At 66.8% G+C, this 15,101-nt stretch carries 14 protein-coding genes; 4 read left to right on the forward strand and 10 right to left on the reverse strand.

The window, feature by feature from the left end:
* Positions 1 to 100: 100 nt before the first annotated feature.
* Positions 101 to 1,492, reverse strand: a complete 1,392-nt coding sequence (gene hemN, locus Q0812_RS08800; RefSeq protein WP_302109953.1) for an oxygen-independent coproporphyrinogen III oxidase — start codon at positions 1,490 to 1,492, stop codon at positions 101 to 103.
* A 144-nt stretch (positions 1,493 to 1,636) separates the two neighbouring features.
* Between hemN and Q0812_RS08805 the strand changes: the two genes are divergently transcribed.
* Both Q0812_RS08805 and fixJ read left to right on the forward strand, forming a co-directional pair.
* Entirely contained in the window at positions 1,637 to 3,124 is a 1,488-nt protein-coding gene (locus Q0812_RS08805; RefSeq protein WP_302109954.1) for a PAS domain S-box protein, read from the forward strand.
* Positions 3,114 to 3,722, forward strand: coding sequence for a response regulator FixJ (gene fixJ / locus Q0812_RS08810; protein WP_302109955.1), 609 nt, complete (start codon positions 3,114 to 3,116; stop codon positions 3,720 to 3,722). The genes Q0812_RS08805 and fixJ overlap by 11 nt, the downstream gene beginning before the upstream one ends.
* On the opposite strand, the gene Q0812_RS08815 is transcribed toward fixJ, so the two are convergent.
* Both Q0812_RS08815 and Q0812_RS08820 read right to left on the reverse strand, forming a co-directional pair.
* Complete coding sequence (locus Q0812_RS08815) at positions 3,719 to 4,096, reverse strand: response regulator transcription factor (protein ID WP_302109956.1); 378 nt, start codon at positions 4,094 to 4,096, stop codon at positions 3,719 to 3,721. The two genes, fixJ and Q0812_RS08815, sit on opposite strands and share 4 nt — an antisense overlap.
* Positions 4,093 to 4,800: a helix-turn-helix domain-containing protein gene (locus Q0812_RS08820; protein ID WP_302109957.1), complete on the reverse strand. Its 708-nt coding sequence runs from the start codon at positions 4,798 to 4,800 to the stop codon at positions 4,093 to 4,095. The genes Q0812_RS08815 and Q0812_RS08820 overlap by 4 nt, the downstream gene beginning before the upstream one ends.
* 118 nt (positions 4,801 to 4,918) lie before the next feature.
* Here Q0812_RS08820 and Q0812_RS08825 point away from each other — a divergent pair, with 118 nt between their 5' ends.
* Positions 4,919 to 5,608: a Crp/Fnr family transcriptional regulator gene (locus tag Q0812_RS08825; protein WP_302109958.1), complete on the forward strand. Its 690-nt coding sequence runs from the start codon at positions 4,919 to 4,921 to the stop codon at positions 5,606 to 5,608.
* 72 nt (positions 5,609 to 5,680) lie between these two features.
* Here Q0812_RS08825 and Q0812_RS08830 read toward each other — a convergent pair whose 3' ends face one another.
* Positions 5,681 to 6,127 (reverse strand): pseudoazurin, encoded by a 447-nt coding sequence (locus tag Q0812_RS08830; protein WP_302109959.1) that lies wholly within the window; start codon positions 6,125 to 6,127, stop codon positions 5,681 to 5,683.
* Between the two features lie 212 nt (positions 6,128 to 6,339).
* Here Q0812_RS08830 and Q0812_RS08835 point away from each other — a divergent pair, with 212 nt between their 5' ends.
* Complete coding sequence (locus tag Q0812_RS08835) at positions 6,340 to 8,556, forward strand: adenosylcobalamin-dependent ribonucleoside-diphosphate reductase (protein ID WP_302109960.1); 2,217 nt, start codon at positions 6,340 to 6,342, stop codon at positions 8,554 to 8,556.
* Positions 8,557 to 8,560: 4 nt separating this feature from the next.
* Here Q0812_RS08835 and Q0812_RS08840 read toward each other — a convergent pair whose 3' ends face one another.
* From Q0812_RS08840 to Q0812_RS08865, 6 genes are all read right to left on the reverse strand, one after another.
* Positions 8,561 to 9,721, reverse strand: a complete 1,161-nt coding sequence (locus Q0812_RS08840) for a hypothetical protein (RefSeq protein WP_302109961.1) — start codon at positions 9,719 to 9,721, stop codon at positions 8,561 to 8,563.
* Between the two features lie 86 nt (positions 9,722 to 9,807).
* Positions 9,808 to 10,845, reverse strand: coding sequence for a copper-containing nitrite reductase (nirK, locus tag Q0812_RS08845; protein ID WP_302109962.1), 1,038 nt, complete (start codon positions 10,843 to 10,845; stop codon positions 9,808 to 9,810).
* A gap of 218 nt (positions 10,846 to 11,063) precedes the next feature.
* Entirely contained in the window at positions 11,064 to 11,579 is a 516-nt protein-coding gene (locus tag Q0812_RS08850) for a DUF1775 domain-containing protein (RefSeq protein WP_302109963.1), read from the reverse strand.
* Positions 11,580 to 11,591: 12 nt separating this feature from the next.
* Positions 11,592 to 13,637 carry a TonB-dependent receptor family protein gene (locus Q0812_RS08855; protein WP_302109964.1) on the reverse strand — a complete coding sequence of 682 codons (2,046 nt, stop codon included), beginning with the start codon at positions 13,635 to 13,637 and terminating at the stop codon, positions 11,592 to 11,594.
* Between the two features lie 118 nt (positions 13,638 to 13,755).
* Entirely contained in the window at positions 13,756 to 14,154 is a 399-nt protein-coding gene (locus tag Q0812_RS08860) for a SirB2 family protein (RefSeq protein ID WP_302109965.1), read from the reverse strand.
* Between the two features lie 101 nt (positions 14,155 to 14,255).
* Positions 14,256 to 15,101, reverse strand: coding sequence for a c-type cytochrome (locus Q0812_RS08865; protein WP_302109966.1), 846 nt, complete (start codon positions 15,099 to 15,101; stop codon positions 14,256 to 14,258).

Consider the following 15,101-nt stretch of genomic DNA (forward strand, 5'->3'; position numbering starts at 1 on the left):
CCGGCCGTAGGGACTCCCCCTCGCCAGCCATTGGACTTGCTTTGATGCGCGAGGCTCAGCGGAACGTTGCGCCAGCGCAAACCCGCGATCCGCAATTGCCTCAGACGGCGGTTGCGTGTCGCTTCTCGGCCGCCTGCAGTCGCGCGTCAAAACAGGCAGCCACGGTGCGCATCAGGCGCCGCGCCGCTTCGGGAATCCGGAGGGTGCGGTCCACCACTTCGCAAAGCCCCAGTACGTGCAGCCGCGCCAGGTCATCGAAGCTGCCGTCCAGCGTTTCTACCGGCCATCCATGCGCCAAGCAGAGCGCCCCCACATCCACGTGGAGATCGCACATCAGCCGCTCGATCACCGCGGCGCGCAGCCGGTCCTCCGACGTGATGGGCAACCGCCTCGCAGCCGGCAGCCGCCCCTCGGCCACGGCCTGGCCCCAAAGGTTAGTGAAGACCGCGTTCTGAACAAATCCGGGTCCCAGGCTGCCGATGCTGGACGGCCCGACGGGGATCAGCACGGGGGCAGGATCATCCGTATAGCCCTGGAAGTTACGTCGCAGCCGCCCCTCGGCAGTCGCGATCGTCAGCGGGTCATCGGGCTTGGCGTAGTGATCCAGCCCAATACGTACATAGCCAGCTTCGACCAGAGTGGCGTCGGCAGCCTCAGCCTGAGCCCACCGACCCCGCGCGTCGGCCAGGTCCTCATCTCGGATCATGCGCTGGTGCTTCTTCATCCAGGGCACGTGGGCGTAACCAAATACGGCGATGCGATCGGGCGACAGGGTCACGGCCTGGCGCGCGCTTTCGGCCACATTCTCTGGCGTCTGCCCGGGCAAGCCGTACATGAGGTCGAAGCTCAGCGCTTGGATCCCGGCGGCGCGTAGCTGATCGACCACACCCGCCACATGAGCAAACGGCTGTGTGCGGTTCACCTTGCCCTGCACTTCGGGGTCAAAGGTCTGCACGCCCAGGCTGACGCGGGTCACGCCCGCCGCAGCCGCCGCGTGGACGAACTCGTGCGTCAGAAGGCCTGGGTCGAGCTCGGCGGCAACCTCCGCATCCGGCCGCACGGCGAAGCGCCGCTTCAACAACTCCAAGAGTTCGGCGAAATGCTCCGGCAGCAGGGCGTTAGGACTTCCGCCGCCGAAGTGCAGATGCTGGGTTCCGGCATGGGCAGGGAGGTGGTCCGCCCATATGTCGACCTCGCGTTTCAGCGTGTCGAAGTACGAGCCGACGCGATCATACTCGTGGAAGACGCTGGTGTGGCAGCCGCAGTACCAGCACAGCCGCCTGCAGAAGGGCACGTGGACATAAACGGACAGCGCCTGATCCGGCGTGATCGCGCTCAGCCACTCGCGCGTTTCAACCTCGCCGTCAGCCGGTTCGAAAGCGAGAGCCGTGGGGTAACTGGTGTAACGCGGCAAGGTCCGGCCGGCCTCGGCAAGCCAGGCGGCGGAGGGCCCCGTGAGGTCCTCACGATGCGGCGCCATCACTCCGGCCATGGTTGCCTCCGGTCTCAAACAGGACGAACTTGAGGGAATCTCCACCTCGGCACGGGGTGCTTAGGCGCGACGCTCCACGAGGGACACTTGGGTCTTTCACCTACGCAATCTCCCGGTACGACGCTGAATACCCCCGCCCCACCTTTGGGGGCCGGCCTGCTGGCGTGGGCCTTCTCCGAGCGGCGCACCTGGTTTGCCGTCGCGGTGGCCCTCGTGGGCGCGGCGCTGGCGCTGGTTGTTCGCGTGTCTGTTACGCCCTGGCTTGAGGACCGGGTCGCCTTTTTGTTTTTCATCCCTGCAGTGGTCGGAGCGGCCGCCTTGGGCGGCCTTTGGCCGGGCGTTCTTGCCACCGCGCTGGGCGGCGTCGGGGGCATGGTCATCACCTGGGCCGAGCGAACAGGCGGCGACATCGCCAGCGCGGTCGTCTTCTGCGGCGTCGGCGTCGCCATCGCCGTGGGCGGTGAGATGTTCCAGACCATGCGGGGGCGCGCCGCCGCGGTGAACGCCGACCTGCGGGCGCGTGAAGCGCACCTGACCTCGATTCTCGCGACCGTGCCGGACGCCATGATCGTGATCGATGAGCGAGGGATCATGCACTCCTTCAGCCAGGCGGCCGAGCGTCTGTTTGGGTGGACCCGGGACGAGGCGTTGGGCCGTAATGTCAGCGTATTGATGCCATCGCCCTATCGCGAGCAGCACGACGGCTATCTGGCGCGTTACCTGGCCACGGGCGAGCGTCGCATCATTGGCATGGGCCGCATCGTAGTGGGCGAGCGCAAGGACGGCTCCACCTTTCCGATGGAGCTGTCGGTCGGCGAGATGCACTCGGGCGCCCAGCGCTTCTTCACGGGGTTTGTGCGCGACCTGACCGAGCGTCAGAAAACTGAGGCGCGGCTGCAGGAACTGCAGACCGAGCTGGTGCATATTTCGCGCCTCACCGCCCTGGGCGAGATGGCTTCCGCCCTGGCGCATGAACTGAACCAGCCGCTGTCAGCCGTGGCCAACTATCTCAAGGGCTCCAGCCGCCTTCTGGATGCGGCGGAGGTGCCACGCGACATGCTGAAGGAGGCGCTGGAGCTGGCGGGCGAACAGGCGCTGCGGGCCGGTGAAATCATTCGGCGCCTGCGCGACTTCGTGGCCAGGGGCGAGACGGAACGGCGTGTCGAAAGCCTGCACAAGCTGATCGAAGAGGCCGGGGCCCTGGCCCTGGTCGGCGCCAAGGAGCATGGCGTGCGGGTCAGCTTTCGCTTCGATCCCGCCGTGGATCTGGTGCTGGCGGATAAGGTCCAGATTCAGCAGGTGGTCCTGAACCTCATACGCAACGCCATTGAGGCCATGGAGAACGCTTCGCGAAAAGTGCTGGAGGTGCGCATCGACGCCGGCGGCGATCACGAGGCGTTGGTCACGGTCTCCGACACAGGCATAGGCTTGACGCCCGAGGCCGCCGGCCAGCTGTTCCAGCCGTTCTTCACCACCAAACGCACGGGGATGGGCGTGGGCCTGTCGATCTCGCGCACCATCATCGAGGCGCACGGCGGGCGTATCTGGGCCGAGCCAAACCCCGGCGGCGGCACCCGCTTTTGTTTTACCCTGAATATGGTCGATCAGGAGGAGCTGGACCATGACGACTGAAGGCGTGGTGCATGTCGTCGATGACGACGCCGCCGTTCGCAATTCGCTGCGTTTTCTGCTGAGGGCGGCGGGGTTGGAGGCGGCGACCTATGCTTCCGCGCCTGAACTGCTCAGCCTGGCCCGCGACCTAAAGCCGGGGTGTATCGTCACCGACGTGCGCATGCCCGAAATGAACGGCATCGAGCTCGTGCGACGGCTGAAGGAGATGGACGTCCGTCACCCGATCATCGTGATGACCGGGCACGCCGACGTGCCCTTGGCCATCGAGGCTATCCGCGCCGGCGTGATCGACTTCATCGAAAAGCCGTTCGATGACGAGGCGTTTCTCGCCTCGGTACGCGCCGCCATGACTCAGCACGCCTCCGCCGCGGCCGAAGACGCCGAGACGGTCGAGATACGCCGCCGTCTGGAATCCCTGTCGCAGCGCGAGGGCGAGGTGCTTGAAGGGCTGGTGGCGGGCAAGGCGAACAAGGTCATTGCCTACGACCTCGGCATCAGCCCGCGCACCGTTGAGGTTTACCGAGCCAATGTGATGACGAAGATGCAGGCCAGGAGCCTGTCGGAGCTGGTCCGCATGCGATTGCTGACCGGCGGTTAAGCGGCTTCAGCCAACGCCTCGCGGACGGACTCCAGCAGCGCGTCGGACAGCAGCGGCTTCTCAACAATGGGCGCTCCGGCCGCCTCGGCCCGGCGGCGCATATCCCGTTTGGGGTTGGAGGTGATGAGTATGGCCGGCGCCGACACGCCTTGGACACGCAGACGGCGCAGCAGCTCAAGTCCGTCCATGTCCGGCAGCTGATAATCCAGCACGAGGCATCCGGCGTCATCCAAGCGGTCGCTGGACAGGGCGCCGGCGCCGTCGGCGTAGCTCCATACGGTCAAGCCCTCGAGCCCGAAGGAGAATTCAATGGCGCGGGTGACGGCGGGGTCGTCGTCGACCAGCACTATCTGGGCGTGGACCGCATCCCTCATGGCAGCATGTCCTCCAGACGCGCGCGGCGCAGCAGCCGCACCTGACGGCTGCCCCGCGCCTCGACCAGGCCCTGCGCCTCCAGTTGAGACAGGGTGCGCGACACGGTGTGAATGGTGAGGCCCAGATAGTCGGCCATGTCCTGACGCGACATGGGCAGATCAAAGGCGTCTGCGGCGCCGGCGCGGTCGGCGAAGTTCAGCAGGAAGGACACGATCCGCTCCAGCGCGCCGTGACGCGCCAGGACCAGGGCATGCTCTTCGCTGCGATGGAAGGCGCGGATCGACACCTGCCACAGCGCCCGGCCCAGGTCCGCATCGTTGAGCGCCAGGTCAGACAGCTCGCTGCGGCGCATCGCTTCGACGGTGGTTTCGATCAGAGCGACCGCGGTCGAGCCGTGGCTGACGCCCGCCTCCAGGCCGATGAAGTCTCCAGGCAGGTGAAAGCTCATCACCTGACGTCGCCCGTCGCTGAACAGGCGATAGGCCGCCACGGCGCCGGTCTTTACCCGGAAGACGCGGTAGCTGGGCTCGCCTTGCGCGCACAACTCCTGGCCAGCGCGAAAGACTGAGGTCTGCGCGACCTCGTCGAAGGCGTCACAAACAGCGCAGGGTAGCGTCGTCGGGCGCGGAAGGGCCGAAGAGACAGCGCCAGTGTTCAGCGGCTGCATGACCATGGCGCGGCTCCTTGTTATGTGACGATCCATGCCGCCATGTCTATCGGTGGCGGCGACGCCCCGACACCTGGGGATTACGCCTACGGGGTTTCCCCAAGTGGCCAGCACCGGCATCGCGGGCCTAGGCAGAGGGTGGAGTGGACCCCTTATGCCGATAGCCGACCTGAACCTGTTGCGCCGGGCGGAAATGTTCGGGAGCCTGCCCACGGAAGCGCTGGCCGACATCGCCGCCGCAGGCTTGCCGAGGCGGCTGGTGGCGGGGGAGCGCATCTTCGCTCAGGGCGATCCAGGGGTGACCTGCCACACCCTGATGGAAGGCCGAGTCAAGATCGTTCAGACCTTGCCGGATGGAACCCAGGCTGTCCTTCGCTTCATCGGTCCCGGCGAGATGTACGGCACAGTCGCGGCCTTGATGGACCAGCCCTTTCCAGCCGACGCCATAGCCGTGACGGAGTCCGTCGAACTGCGCTGGGGCGTCTCCAACTTTCGCGAACTCATGCGCCGCCACCCGGAGATCGGCGTACGCTCCACCGCCTCGGCGGGAACACGGCTGTTCGATCTACAGAACCGGATCAGTGAACTCAGTACCGAACGCGTGGAGCAACGCATCGCCAGGGCTGTCCTGCGCTTGGCTGAACAGGCCGGGCGGCCTACGCCTCAAGGTACGGAAATCGACTTTCCCATCACCCGGCAGGAGCTGGCCGAGATGACCGGCTCCACCCTGCATACGGTCAGCCGGACACTGGCCGCCTGGGACCAGGCCGGTGTGACCGCCAGCGCCCGCCGCCGCGTCATCGTGCGCGATCGTGCCGCGCTACAGGCCATGGCCGATCACTGAGGCTTCTTCCGAACGCAAAGCGGGCCCGGAGCAGCGCTCCAGGCCCGCGGCTCGACCGGCGAGAGAGAGGGATCAAAGCCGGCCGAACATCTCGGCGAAACGGCGCCGGGCGATGCCGGGCGCGGTGGTTGCGTGCTGTTGGGCTCCGGCACGGTTGGCGGCGCCGTCGCCGACGACCACCAGCCCGACCATGCCCATGCCGTAGTGAGGCGCGCACTTGACGCCATAGACCCCGGGGCGCGTCACCTGCAGCACATACTCGCGGCCCATGGCGCCGCGCGTGACCTGGACGCCCGGCGGCAGCATGCCGGCGATGGTCTCGGCGTTGTGCCCCGGATTGGTCGGCACATAGCGGATGGTGTCGCCTGGGCGGGCACGGACCACAGCCGGGACGAAGACCATGTTTCCGCCCTCGCCGCGGTTCAGCATCTGCACGCGGTGTTCGGCGGCGGCGGCTTCGCCCGCCATGGCCAGGGCGGCGCCCGCGAGAGCCAGGGTGAGGAAGGTGCGTTTCAGCATTGTCGGACTACCTTGAGCAAGCGGCGCGGCCCCTGCCGCGTCGTGGCCGTCTTTTAGGCTCGCGCCGCCCCTGCAACCTTGCGCGCGCACAAGCTCAAGCCTCCGTAGGAACGCGGAAGGGCTGTCCCCAGGAGCGGGCGCCGAGTTTGAGCCCGCGCAAATAGGGGCCGAAAAGAATCATCCAGCCTGGGCGATCCGAAGGAGGACCATCCATGGCGTTCGACAATCCCTTGGCCGCCGAGATTTGGCGCGGCAAATACAGCTTTAATCCGCCCGGGGGCGGCGGCGACGAGTCGGTCGAGCAGACCTGGGCGCGCGTCGCATCCGCCGTCGCTGAGGCAGAGCCGCCCAAGGCGCGCCGCCAGTGGCGCGACCGTTTCCGCGAGGCTCTGGCTGATTTTCAGTTCCTGCCTGCGGGCCGAATCCTGGCTGGCGCCGGCACGGGGCGCAGCGTCACCCTGTTCAACTGCTTCGTCATGGGCACGGTGCCGGACGACCTGCCGGGCATATTCGAGGCCGTGCGCGAGGCCGCCGTAACCATGCAACAAGGCGGTGGCGTCGGCATGGACTTCTCCACCATTCGCCCCGCCGGCGCGCCAGTTATGGGCGTGGGCGCCGACGCCTCCGGCCCTTTGAGCTTCATGGACGTTTGGGACGCCATGTGCCGCACCATCCTGTCAGCAGGGCAGAGGCGCGGCGCAATGATGGGCTGCCTGCGCATCGATCACCCCGACATCGAGGCCTTCATCGACGCCAAGCGCGACCCCACACGGCTGAGGAACTTCAACGTCTCGGTTCTGGTCACGGACGACTTCATGGAGGCGCTGAAGACGGGAGACCACTGGCCACTCGTCTTCGGCGGGCAGACCTATCGCACCGTGCCGGCCCGAGATCTGTGGCGCAGGCTGATGCAGGCTACCTACGACGTCGCCGAGCCGGGCGTAATCTTCATCGACCGGGTCAACAGCCAGAACAATCTGGCGGGCATCGAGACGATTTCGGCCAGCAACCCGTGCGGCGAGCAGATGCTCCCGCCCTACGGCGCCTGTTTGTTGGGATCGATCAATCTGGCGCGGCTAGTCCCGCATCCCTTTGCTGAAGACGCGGCCTTGGATGAGGAGAGGCTGGCCGAGCTGACGCGAACGGCGATCCGTTTTCTCGACGACGTCATCGACGTGTCGCGCTATCCGCTGCCGGCACAGGAACAAGAGGCCAAGGCCAAGCGGCGGATCGGCCTGGGCGTGACCGGCTTGGCGGATGCACTCGTGTTCTGCGGCGTCCGCTACGGCGAGGATGAGGCGGCTGCCCTGACCACCCGCTGGCTGTCGGTCATCAAGCGCGAGGCCTACCGCGCCTCGGCTGAGCTCGCCGCCGAGAAGGGAGTGTTCCCGCTTTACCAGCCCACCATCCTCGACACACCGAACCTGAAAAGTCTGGACCCTGAAACGCGCGAGCTCATCACGCGGCACGGTCTGCGCAACGGCTGTCTGACCTCGATCGCGCCGACCGGGACCACCTCGCTGCTGGCAGGAAACGTCTCCTCCGGCATCGAGCCGGTGTTCGCCTACGCCTACACGCGAAAGGTCTTGCAGCCTGATGGCTCCAAGCGCGAGGAGGCCGTCGAGGACTACGCTCTCACGATATGGAAGCGGCTGCACGGGGACGCCCCACCGCCCGAGCACGCCTTCGCCACCGCCCAGACCCTGACTCCTGAACATCACCTAAAGATGCAGGCGGCGGCGCAGGGCCAGGTGGACAGCTCCATCTCCAAGACGGTCAACTGCCCAGAGGATATCGCCTTCGACGACTTCGCCGATGTCTATGTCCGAGGCTGGACCATGGGCTGCAAGGGTCTGACCACGTACCGGCCCAATGCCGTGACCGGATCGGTGCTGTCGGCCGAACCGCCAAAGCCCGCAGCCCCACCGGCCGAGAACCACCCCGCGTTGGCGCACCGGCCCGAAACCCTGTCTGGAAGCACCTACAAGCTGCGCTGGCCGGACAGCCCTCACGCGGTCTACGTGACCCTGAACGACGTGGAAGACCCCGACGGGACGCGGCCCTTCGAGATCTTCGTCAACTCGAAGAACATGGAGCACTACGCCTGGACCCTGGCCCTGACCCGCATGGTCTCGGCGGTGTTCCGGCGCGGCGGCGACGTCAGCTTCGTGGCGGAGGAGCTGAAGGCGGTGTTCGATCCGCGGGGCGGCGGCTGGATGAACGGCCGTTATGTGGCCTCGCTGCCTGCGGCCATCGGCGGAATCATCGAACGGCACCTCGGGCGCGAGGCGGTCTGCGTTAGCCACGCTGAGGCGCAGCCTGCGGCGGTTATCGCCGGTCCGTCCTGCCCCCGATGCGGCACGGCCGGCATGGTGCGCAAAGAGGGCTGCGACACCTGCTTTGAATGCGGCTACTCCAAGTGCGGCTGATGGGTCAGTAGCGATACTCCAGCGTCAGCCAGACCTTGCTGAAGTCGGCGAACGCGAGCCGCCGGCTCTCGAACCGGGCGGCCTTCGCCTCGATCGACAGGCGCTCTCCCAGAGGCGCCGAGGCTGAGATGTCGAATTCACGACCTACGGCATTCCGGCCGGAGCCATCCTGGAAGCTGTGGGCCTCGGCAGCGAGCCGAAAGCGGCCGCCGGCCCTCTGTACGCGTAATAAATCGTCGGTCAGCCCATAGCTGGGCGTGGCCCCGATGACGTCTGACCAGCCGAGGAAGGCGTGGTTGGAGCCCAGGGGCGTCTGGAAGGCGTGTGGGCCGTCCCCCTCCAGCCACTCCCGGCCCACTTGAACGGACCAGTCCTGCCGTCTCACGCCGACCACGGCGCGTGCGTACGCCACAGAGAAGTCGCCGTGGTTGGGACCGAACGCCGACTGACGCCCATAGTCGAGGCGCCAGGCCGCCTCTGTCTGCCCCGTCACCCGCCGCTCACCTTCGACCGCGATCACCCAAGTCCGCAGGGACTCGGCCGGGCGGCCTTCTAGATCGCTGGTCAGATAGAGGCCCGACAGGCGTCCCGCAGGGGTCTCGGCCTGGGCGCTCAGGGCGTTGACAGCTCCGCGCCATACGCCCTGCGGATGGTCCGCGCCCGGGAAGCGCCGCACGTTCTTGGCGTGCAGGAACGTGACGCTCAGGCCCCGAGCGACGGTGGTGTTGATCCGCAGAGCATCAAAGGTCTGCTCATTCTGCCTCCATCCGCTGTTGCCGACAAAGCGGCCATCGCCCAGCACGACCCGCTGGCGACCGGCGATGATTTCGAAGGCGGGGCTGGGCCGCCAGCTGAGCTGGGCTCGGTTCAGCTCCAGCGAATCCCCGTCGCTGATGGTCGGACGAGCGGGATCGGGCGAGAGCGGAGCGGAAAAGTCGTCATCGATGACCGATACCGCCTCGCCTTCGATAAGCGCCTGTAGGCCTCGGCGGCGCTCGGAACGCCAGCCCAGTCGGGAGCGGACCGTCAGGGCGTGAGCATCCTCCAGTCCAGTCTGCGAGACGATCTCGGACCTCGCGCGGAACTCCACAATGAGGTCAGCGGCGTCGTCCGTTGCGGCGTCGGCGGCCTGAGGTGCAGGCGTGACGGAGGTCAGCAGGGCCAAGGTCAACGCTAGCATGAGGGTTCCTGAAGAAAGAGGCCGCCGGATCGCTCCGGCGGCCGTTCAGTTCCTAGTCGGACAAGGGCCGCCTAGTGCTCCATATGGTTGTGGGCCGCGTCATCGCCCCGGAAGAGATCGGGGTTCTGGGATCCCGTGACCTCGATGATCCCGGCTGCGCCACGGTCGACGCGGCTGAGGGCATGATCGACCATGATGTAGCTGCCCGGCACCTCGAAGGTCAGATCCACCACGGTGGCGCCGCCAGGCGGCACGGAGACGGTCTGCACATCGTCCACCGTCGCGCTGGTCAGCGATCCCATGTTGTAAACGTGGTCGAAAATCTCGCCGATGACATGGAAGCTCGAGGTCTTGTTGGGGCCGCCGACACCGAAGTAGATGCGGGCGGTCTCGCCGACCCGAACCTGCAGCGCGTTGGGGCCGGTCAGCGCTTTGAAGGCGCCATTCATCACATAGTACGTGGGCTGTTCGTTGAGCAGGTTATCGATGCTCTCCGTCAGCAGCCCGGGCGTGCCTTGGGGCTGCTCGGTGTAGATTTCGCCCTGCATGACGTAGAACTCATGGTCCACGGGCGGCAGGCCGCCTTCGGGCTCCACCAGGATCAGCCCATACATGCCGTTGGCGATGTGCTGGGCCACCATGGGCGTGGCGCAGTGATAGACGTAGAGCCCCGGCGCCACCGCGCGGAAGGTGAAGCTGCGGCGTTCGCCCGGATTGGCGTTGGTGGCCGCCGCTCCGCCGCCCGGACCGGTGACGGCGTGGAAGTCCACATTGTGCATCATGGCGCTGGTGTCGGCGTTGCGCAGGTTCACCTCGACCGTGTCGCCGACGCGCACCCGGATCATCGGACCAGGCACCCGGTCGTTATAGGTCCAGTAGGTGTAGGTCGTACCGTCCTCAAGCTGGCCGATCACCTCAGTGGTCTCCAGGTCGACGACGTGGTGGCGCGGGCCGGTCTGGGCCGCCAGCGGCCCCGGCAGATCATCGCCTCGGCGGATAATGTCGGCGGCAGGCGCGGGATCACCCGCAGGCGCGGCATCTTGGGCGCGAACGGCGGCGGCGCTGAGGCTCAGCAGGGCGACGCCGGCGAGAAGGGTAAGGCGTTTCATCTTTCAGTCTCCCGGGCCTGACGCGGCCCTGATGGAGCTGATCTAGAGCGGGTGGTCTGGCCAGACTTTGCGCCCCAACAATCTCACCAGAGGAGTAGCCCGATGGGAAATTTGCGTATGCCGTTCCACTGTGAGCTCGGTGAGCGAGAGTTGGCGCAATTGGACAGAAGACCCGGGCCGACGGCCCGGGTCCCTGATCGCACCATGCTGAGGACGCCTCAGTGGTGGGCGTGGTCCGCCGGAGGACTGACCCTCAGCCGCGCCGGCGGATGAGCGGGGCGATGGCCGTCGGGCCCGGCGCTCTCGCTCCAGCTGACCTCTCCCTGTTCGCAGGTTTGGAGGATATTGAAGGTCAGCTCACCAGTCTGTTGGGGCAACTTCGCCGCCAGGCCGAAGGTGTCGAACTGGTTGTCCGGCAACCTACCCGTCCAAGTCACGGCGCTGACCCGCTCCGTCAACATACGGCCGCCTTCTCCGGCGACAGGGCTGGCGAGCGACGCGTGTTCGATAGTCACGATCCAGCCAGGCTTCGCCTGGGGCCGCGCCACGATCAAAGCCTCGGGCACCTCCACCCGGATTGAAGTGGTCGCTGAGCCATTGCAGCCGTGCCCGACGCGCAGCTCTCCGACCCAGTAGTCCCCGGCCCGGGCCTCGGGCTGCGCGAAGACGGGGTGAGCGCCCGCGGGAAAGGCGACAATGGCCAGGGCGGCGGCGATCATAAAGGTGTGGCGCATGACATTCCCTTCTCAGAAGCGGGCGCGCAGGCCGACAAAGGCGGAGCGGCCTTCGCCCGGCCAGAAGACGGCGTTGGAGGCCACGCGGGCGTCGGTTATGGCGTTGGCATTGGAGACATAGACCTGATTGGTCAGGTTTCGTGCGTCCAAGAACACGGTCACATGCCCGCCAATCTCAAGCGAGCCGTTCAGGGACCAGACCAGATAGCCTGGGCTCTTCATCGTGTTGGCGTAGTCGGCCCAGGTGTCGCCGGGCGCCCATTCTAGCGACGGCGCCACGGAGAAGACGCCTGCGCGACTGAAGCGCAGTTCGGCGTGATAATGATGCTCGGGAACGACCGGCAGCTGATTGCTCCCGTACCGGCCGTCCCCATCGAACCGGAAGTTCGACCAGGCATAGGTCTGGTTCAGTTCCAGCTTGCCGAAGTCTCCTTCCCCCAGCGTCATGTTCAGGCCAGCCTCGACCCCCGAATGAAGGGTCGGCCCGGCGTTGAAGGTGGCGGCAGGAATATCAGGACCCGGCACGAAGGTGAGCAGCTCATTCTCGACCGTCATGTGATAGGCCGCCCAATCCCAGGCGAGCCTGCCTGCGCGCCCGCGCGCTCCGAGCTCATAGGTCCAGGCTTCCTGCATCCGGACGGGAACAAAGGCGGGCACGGGCGTCTGCACCAAGGCGGAGAAGTTCGGCGGCTCCACGCTGCGCGTGACATTGGCGAAGACCTGCTGTCCGCCTTCAGCTTCCCAAAGGAGACCGAGCCGAGGCGCGATCCAAGCAAACTCGGCGTCGTCGCTGCGCAACGGGTTCAAGCGGTCGGCATAGTCACGCGTGGCTCGACCGGCCGTCGCCCCGCCCACGATGGCGAGACGGTCGGTGACGAACAGCCGGCCTTCGGCGAACACATCCAGCGCCAGCGCCTCCTGGCGTCCGTCACCCAGCCGGGGCCCGCGCGCGCCCGCGGCATTGACAAAGGTCTGCTGATCCAGCCCGCCCGAGCGCAACCAGGCGCCCACCAGTAGGTCCGCGTTGCGGCCGCCGATCCTGCCCTCCCACGCCGCTCGGCCAAAGGCGCCCAGGTTCAGACTGGCTTGGTCGATGACGATGGAGATAGGGTGGTCCAGAGACTTACTCGCCGCATAGAGCCCGCCTTCGAAGCGCCAGTCATCTGCCCATTGAAAGCTCAGCTCTAACGCGCCGCGCACAGAGGTCATGTCTCTGCGGTAGTCCCGCGCCACCACGCCCGGCGCGGCCTGGGTCGGATCCATGAGCGCCTGGTCCAGCGTCAGTGCGCCAGGTATGTCGTTACTGATGTCAGCGACGCTGAGGACTAGTCTGATTTCCCCAGCCCCTCCCAGCTCATGACCGGCGCTAATGCTGAGGCGCTGCGACGATTGAGCCGAGTGGTCTCGCCACCCGTCGGCGGAAAGGAGCGTAATGCCCGTCCAGGCGTCCCAATCGCCCCGGCGGCGCGCCGCTTCGCCGTGGACACGCCGGGTTTCAAAGGAGCCCCCCTCAAGGCGCAGCTGGTTGCGGTCGGGGGCGTTGCGGCCAGTGGGTGTGTTCAGTTCGATGGCGCCGCCCATGGTCGCGCCGCCGAAGCGCAGGGCGTTGCCGCCCTTGTACACCTCAATATAGCGGGCGCTGAGCAGGTCGATCTCCTGAAAGTCACCAAAGCCGTCCGCCTGATTGAAGGGGATGCCGTCCTGGACGAGGATGACCCCACGGTTATGGGAGGCGTTGCCGACGCCGGAGCCTCGGATGGACAGACGCACGTCCTCGCCCCAGCGGCGTTGGGCGTAGACGCCCGGCACAGCGTGCAGAGCCTCACCCAGATGGGTGGCGAGGTGATCCTCGTAAGTTTCGCGCGCCACCACTGCGACCGCGCCGGGCGTCTTCTGGGCTTCTGCTCGCGCCCTCCGCGCCGCGAGAGGATCGCCAGGCAGGCTCTGCGCCGTGACCACGACCTCCTCCACCACCGTGGGGGCGCCATCGGCCTCCGCAGCTAGGAGAGCGGGCGCCGCAGTCGCCAGGGCAAGGGCTGAAACGGTGGTGAGGAACATGGCGGGACCACAGGCGGAGTCGCGACCGGCTTGGCCGCCCGCCCTTATCGCCGTCCCGGCTCCTGACGAGATTGAGCCGGCGCAAGACCGGGCCTCCGCAATCGTCCGCTACGGGGTTCTACAGGGCCGCGAAAACGCCCAGGGGATCGTGCGCCCGCGCCACGGTGATGATAAACAGGAAGACGACCAAGGCCGCCGCCCAAGCGACCGTGCGCTGTCGAGGCGTACGCCCGCGTTTGAGGGCGAAGCTGCCCAGCACGACATAACCGACCAGCAACATCACCTTCGTCGTCAGCCAGACGTCCGCAAAGGGGTACTGTTGTATGATCGTCATCAGCATAAGGGCGGCTGTCAGAAGCACCGTGTCGATGGCGTAGCTCAGCCAGCGCAGCGGTCTGGCCATGGCCCAACCTTGTCTAAACAGGTTCAACGCCGCTCCGCGGAGGAAGAACAGGCTGCCGCTGGCGATGACAGCGCCGATGTGGACGTGGCGAATCTGGATGTAGAATTCTTCCACCGGAGAACCTTCCTGTAGCGGCGCGGCCAGCGGGGTCCACGCGCCCCGGAGGCATTCAAAACATTGCCGCAAGGCAGCCAGCGGCTGCCCGCACCAACCGTCTAGCGCGTGCCCTGATAATAGGCCGCCAGCTCACGCCGCTCCTGTTCGGTCAGGGCCGCTGAGATGGTCCGCATGCGCTGGTAGATGTCGTTGCGGCGCCCGCCGTTGGCGTAGGCGGTCAGCTGGGCCTCCAGATAGGCGGCGTGCTGGCCGTTGATCATCGGCGTCTCGATGGGGCCGCCGGCGCCACGCGCATGACAGGCGTTGCAGGCGGGGATGCCGCGCGAAGGATCCCCCTCGCTGACCAGGCGCTGCAGCCGCTCGTCCGGCAGGGGATTGCGCGTGCCCAGCCGCAGGTCGTCGGAGGCCTCGGCATAGTAGGCGGCGATGGCGGCCAGCTCCTGTTCGCTCAAGGCCTCGGCCACTGGCGTCATCTGTTCATTGAAGCGGGCGCCGGAGCGATAGTCGTGCAGCTGCTTGTAGATGGCCGCCGCTGACTGACCAGCCAGATGCGGGAAGTTTGGGCTTGGCGACACTCCTGACTCGCCGTGACACGCCGAGCAGACTTCCTGCGCCAGCCGCTGGCCCGTGGCGCGGTCGGCGCCGCTGAGCGTGTTCAGGATGGCAGGGGTCCACGCTACGTTCGACACGGGTTGGGCGGGGGTGTCGCTGACCGGCTGGCGCATGGCGGGCGAGCCGGGGCTGACGCCGACAGCGCGGCAGATTGCCGACCACGGATCGATGCCGGCCTGAGCGCCCTGGGCCACTGGGATAATGACGAAGCCTAGCACTCCGAAGACGGCGACGAAGCCCACTACCACCATGACGGCGGTGCGCGCCCACAGGCGGCCGGCGCGGCGCTCAGCTTCTGTCTCAGGCGTGTTGTGAGGGTCCGGCGAGGCCAT

It is taken from the genome of Peiella sedimenti (assembly GCF_030504955.1).
GTDB lineage: Bacteria > Pseudomonadota > Alphaproteobacteria > Caulobacterales > Caulobacteraceae > Brevundimonas > Brevundimonas sedimenti.

Coding starts and splice junctions, on each gene's coding strand:
- Q0812_RS08825 (WP_302109958.1), top strand. CDS start 4,919: ATGCCGATAGCCGACCTGAACCTGTTGCGCCGGGCGGAAATGTTCGGG.
- Q0812_RS08855 (WP_302109964.1), bottom strand. CDS start 13,637: ATGTTCCTCACCACCGTTTCAGCCCTTGCCCTGGCGACTGCGGCGCCC.
- Q0812_RS08865 (WP_302109966.1), bottom strand. CDS start 15,101: ATGGCCTCGCCGGACCCTCACAACACGCCTGAGACAGAAGCTGAGCGC.
- Q0812_RS08830 (WP_302109959.1), bottom strand. CDS start 6,127: ATGCTGAAACGCACCTTCCTCACCCTGGCTCTCGCGGGCGCCGCCCTG.
- hemN (WP_302109953.1), bottom strand. CDS start 1,492: ATGGCCGGAGTGATGGCGCCGCATCGTGAGGACCTCACGGGGCCCTCC.
- fixJ (WP_302109955.1), top strand. CDS start 3,114: ATGACGACTGAAGGCGTGGTGCATGTCGTCGATGACGACGCCGCCGTT.
- nirK (WP_302109962.1), bottom strand. CDS start 10,845: ATGAAACGCCTTACCCTTCTCGCCGGCGTCGCCCTGCTGAGCCTCAGC.
- Q0812_RS08820 (WP_302109957.1), bottom strand. CDS start 4,800: ATGGATCGTCACATAACAAGGAGCCGCGCCATGGTCATGCAGCCGCTG.
- Q0812_RS08815 (WP_302109956.1), bottom strand. CDS start 4,096: ATGAGGGATGCGGTCCACGCCCAGATAGTGCTGGTCGACGACGACCCC.
- Q0812_RS08835 (WP_302109960.1), top strand. CDS start 6,340: ATGGCGTTCGACAATCCCTTGGCCGCCGAGATTTGGCGCGGCAAATAC.
- Q0812_RS08850 (WP_302109963.1), bottom strand. CDS start 11,579: ATGCGCCACACCTTTATGATCGCCGCCGCCCTGGCCATTGTCGCCTTT.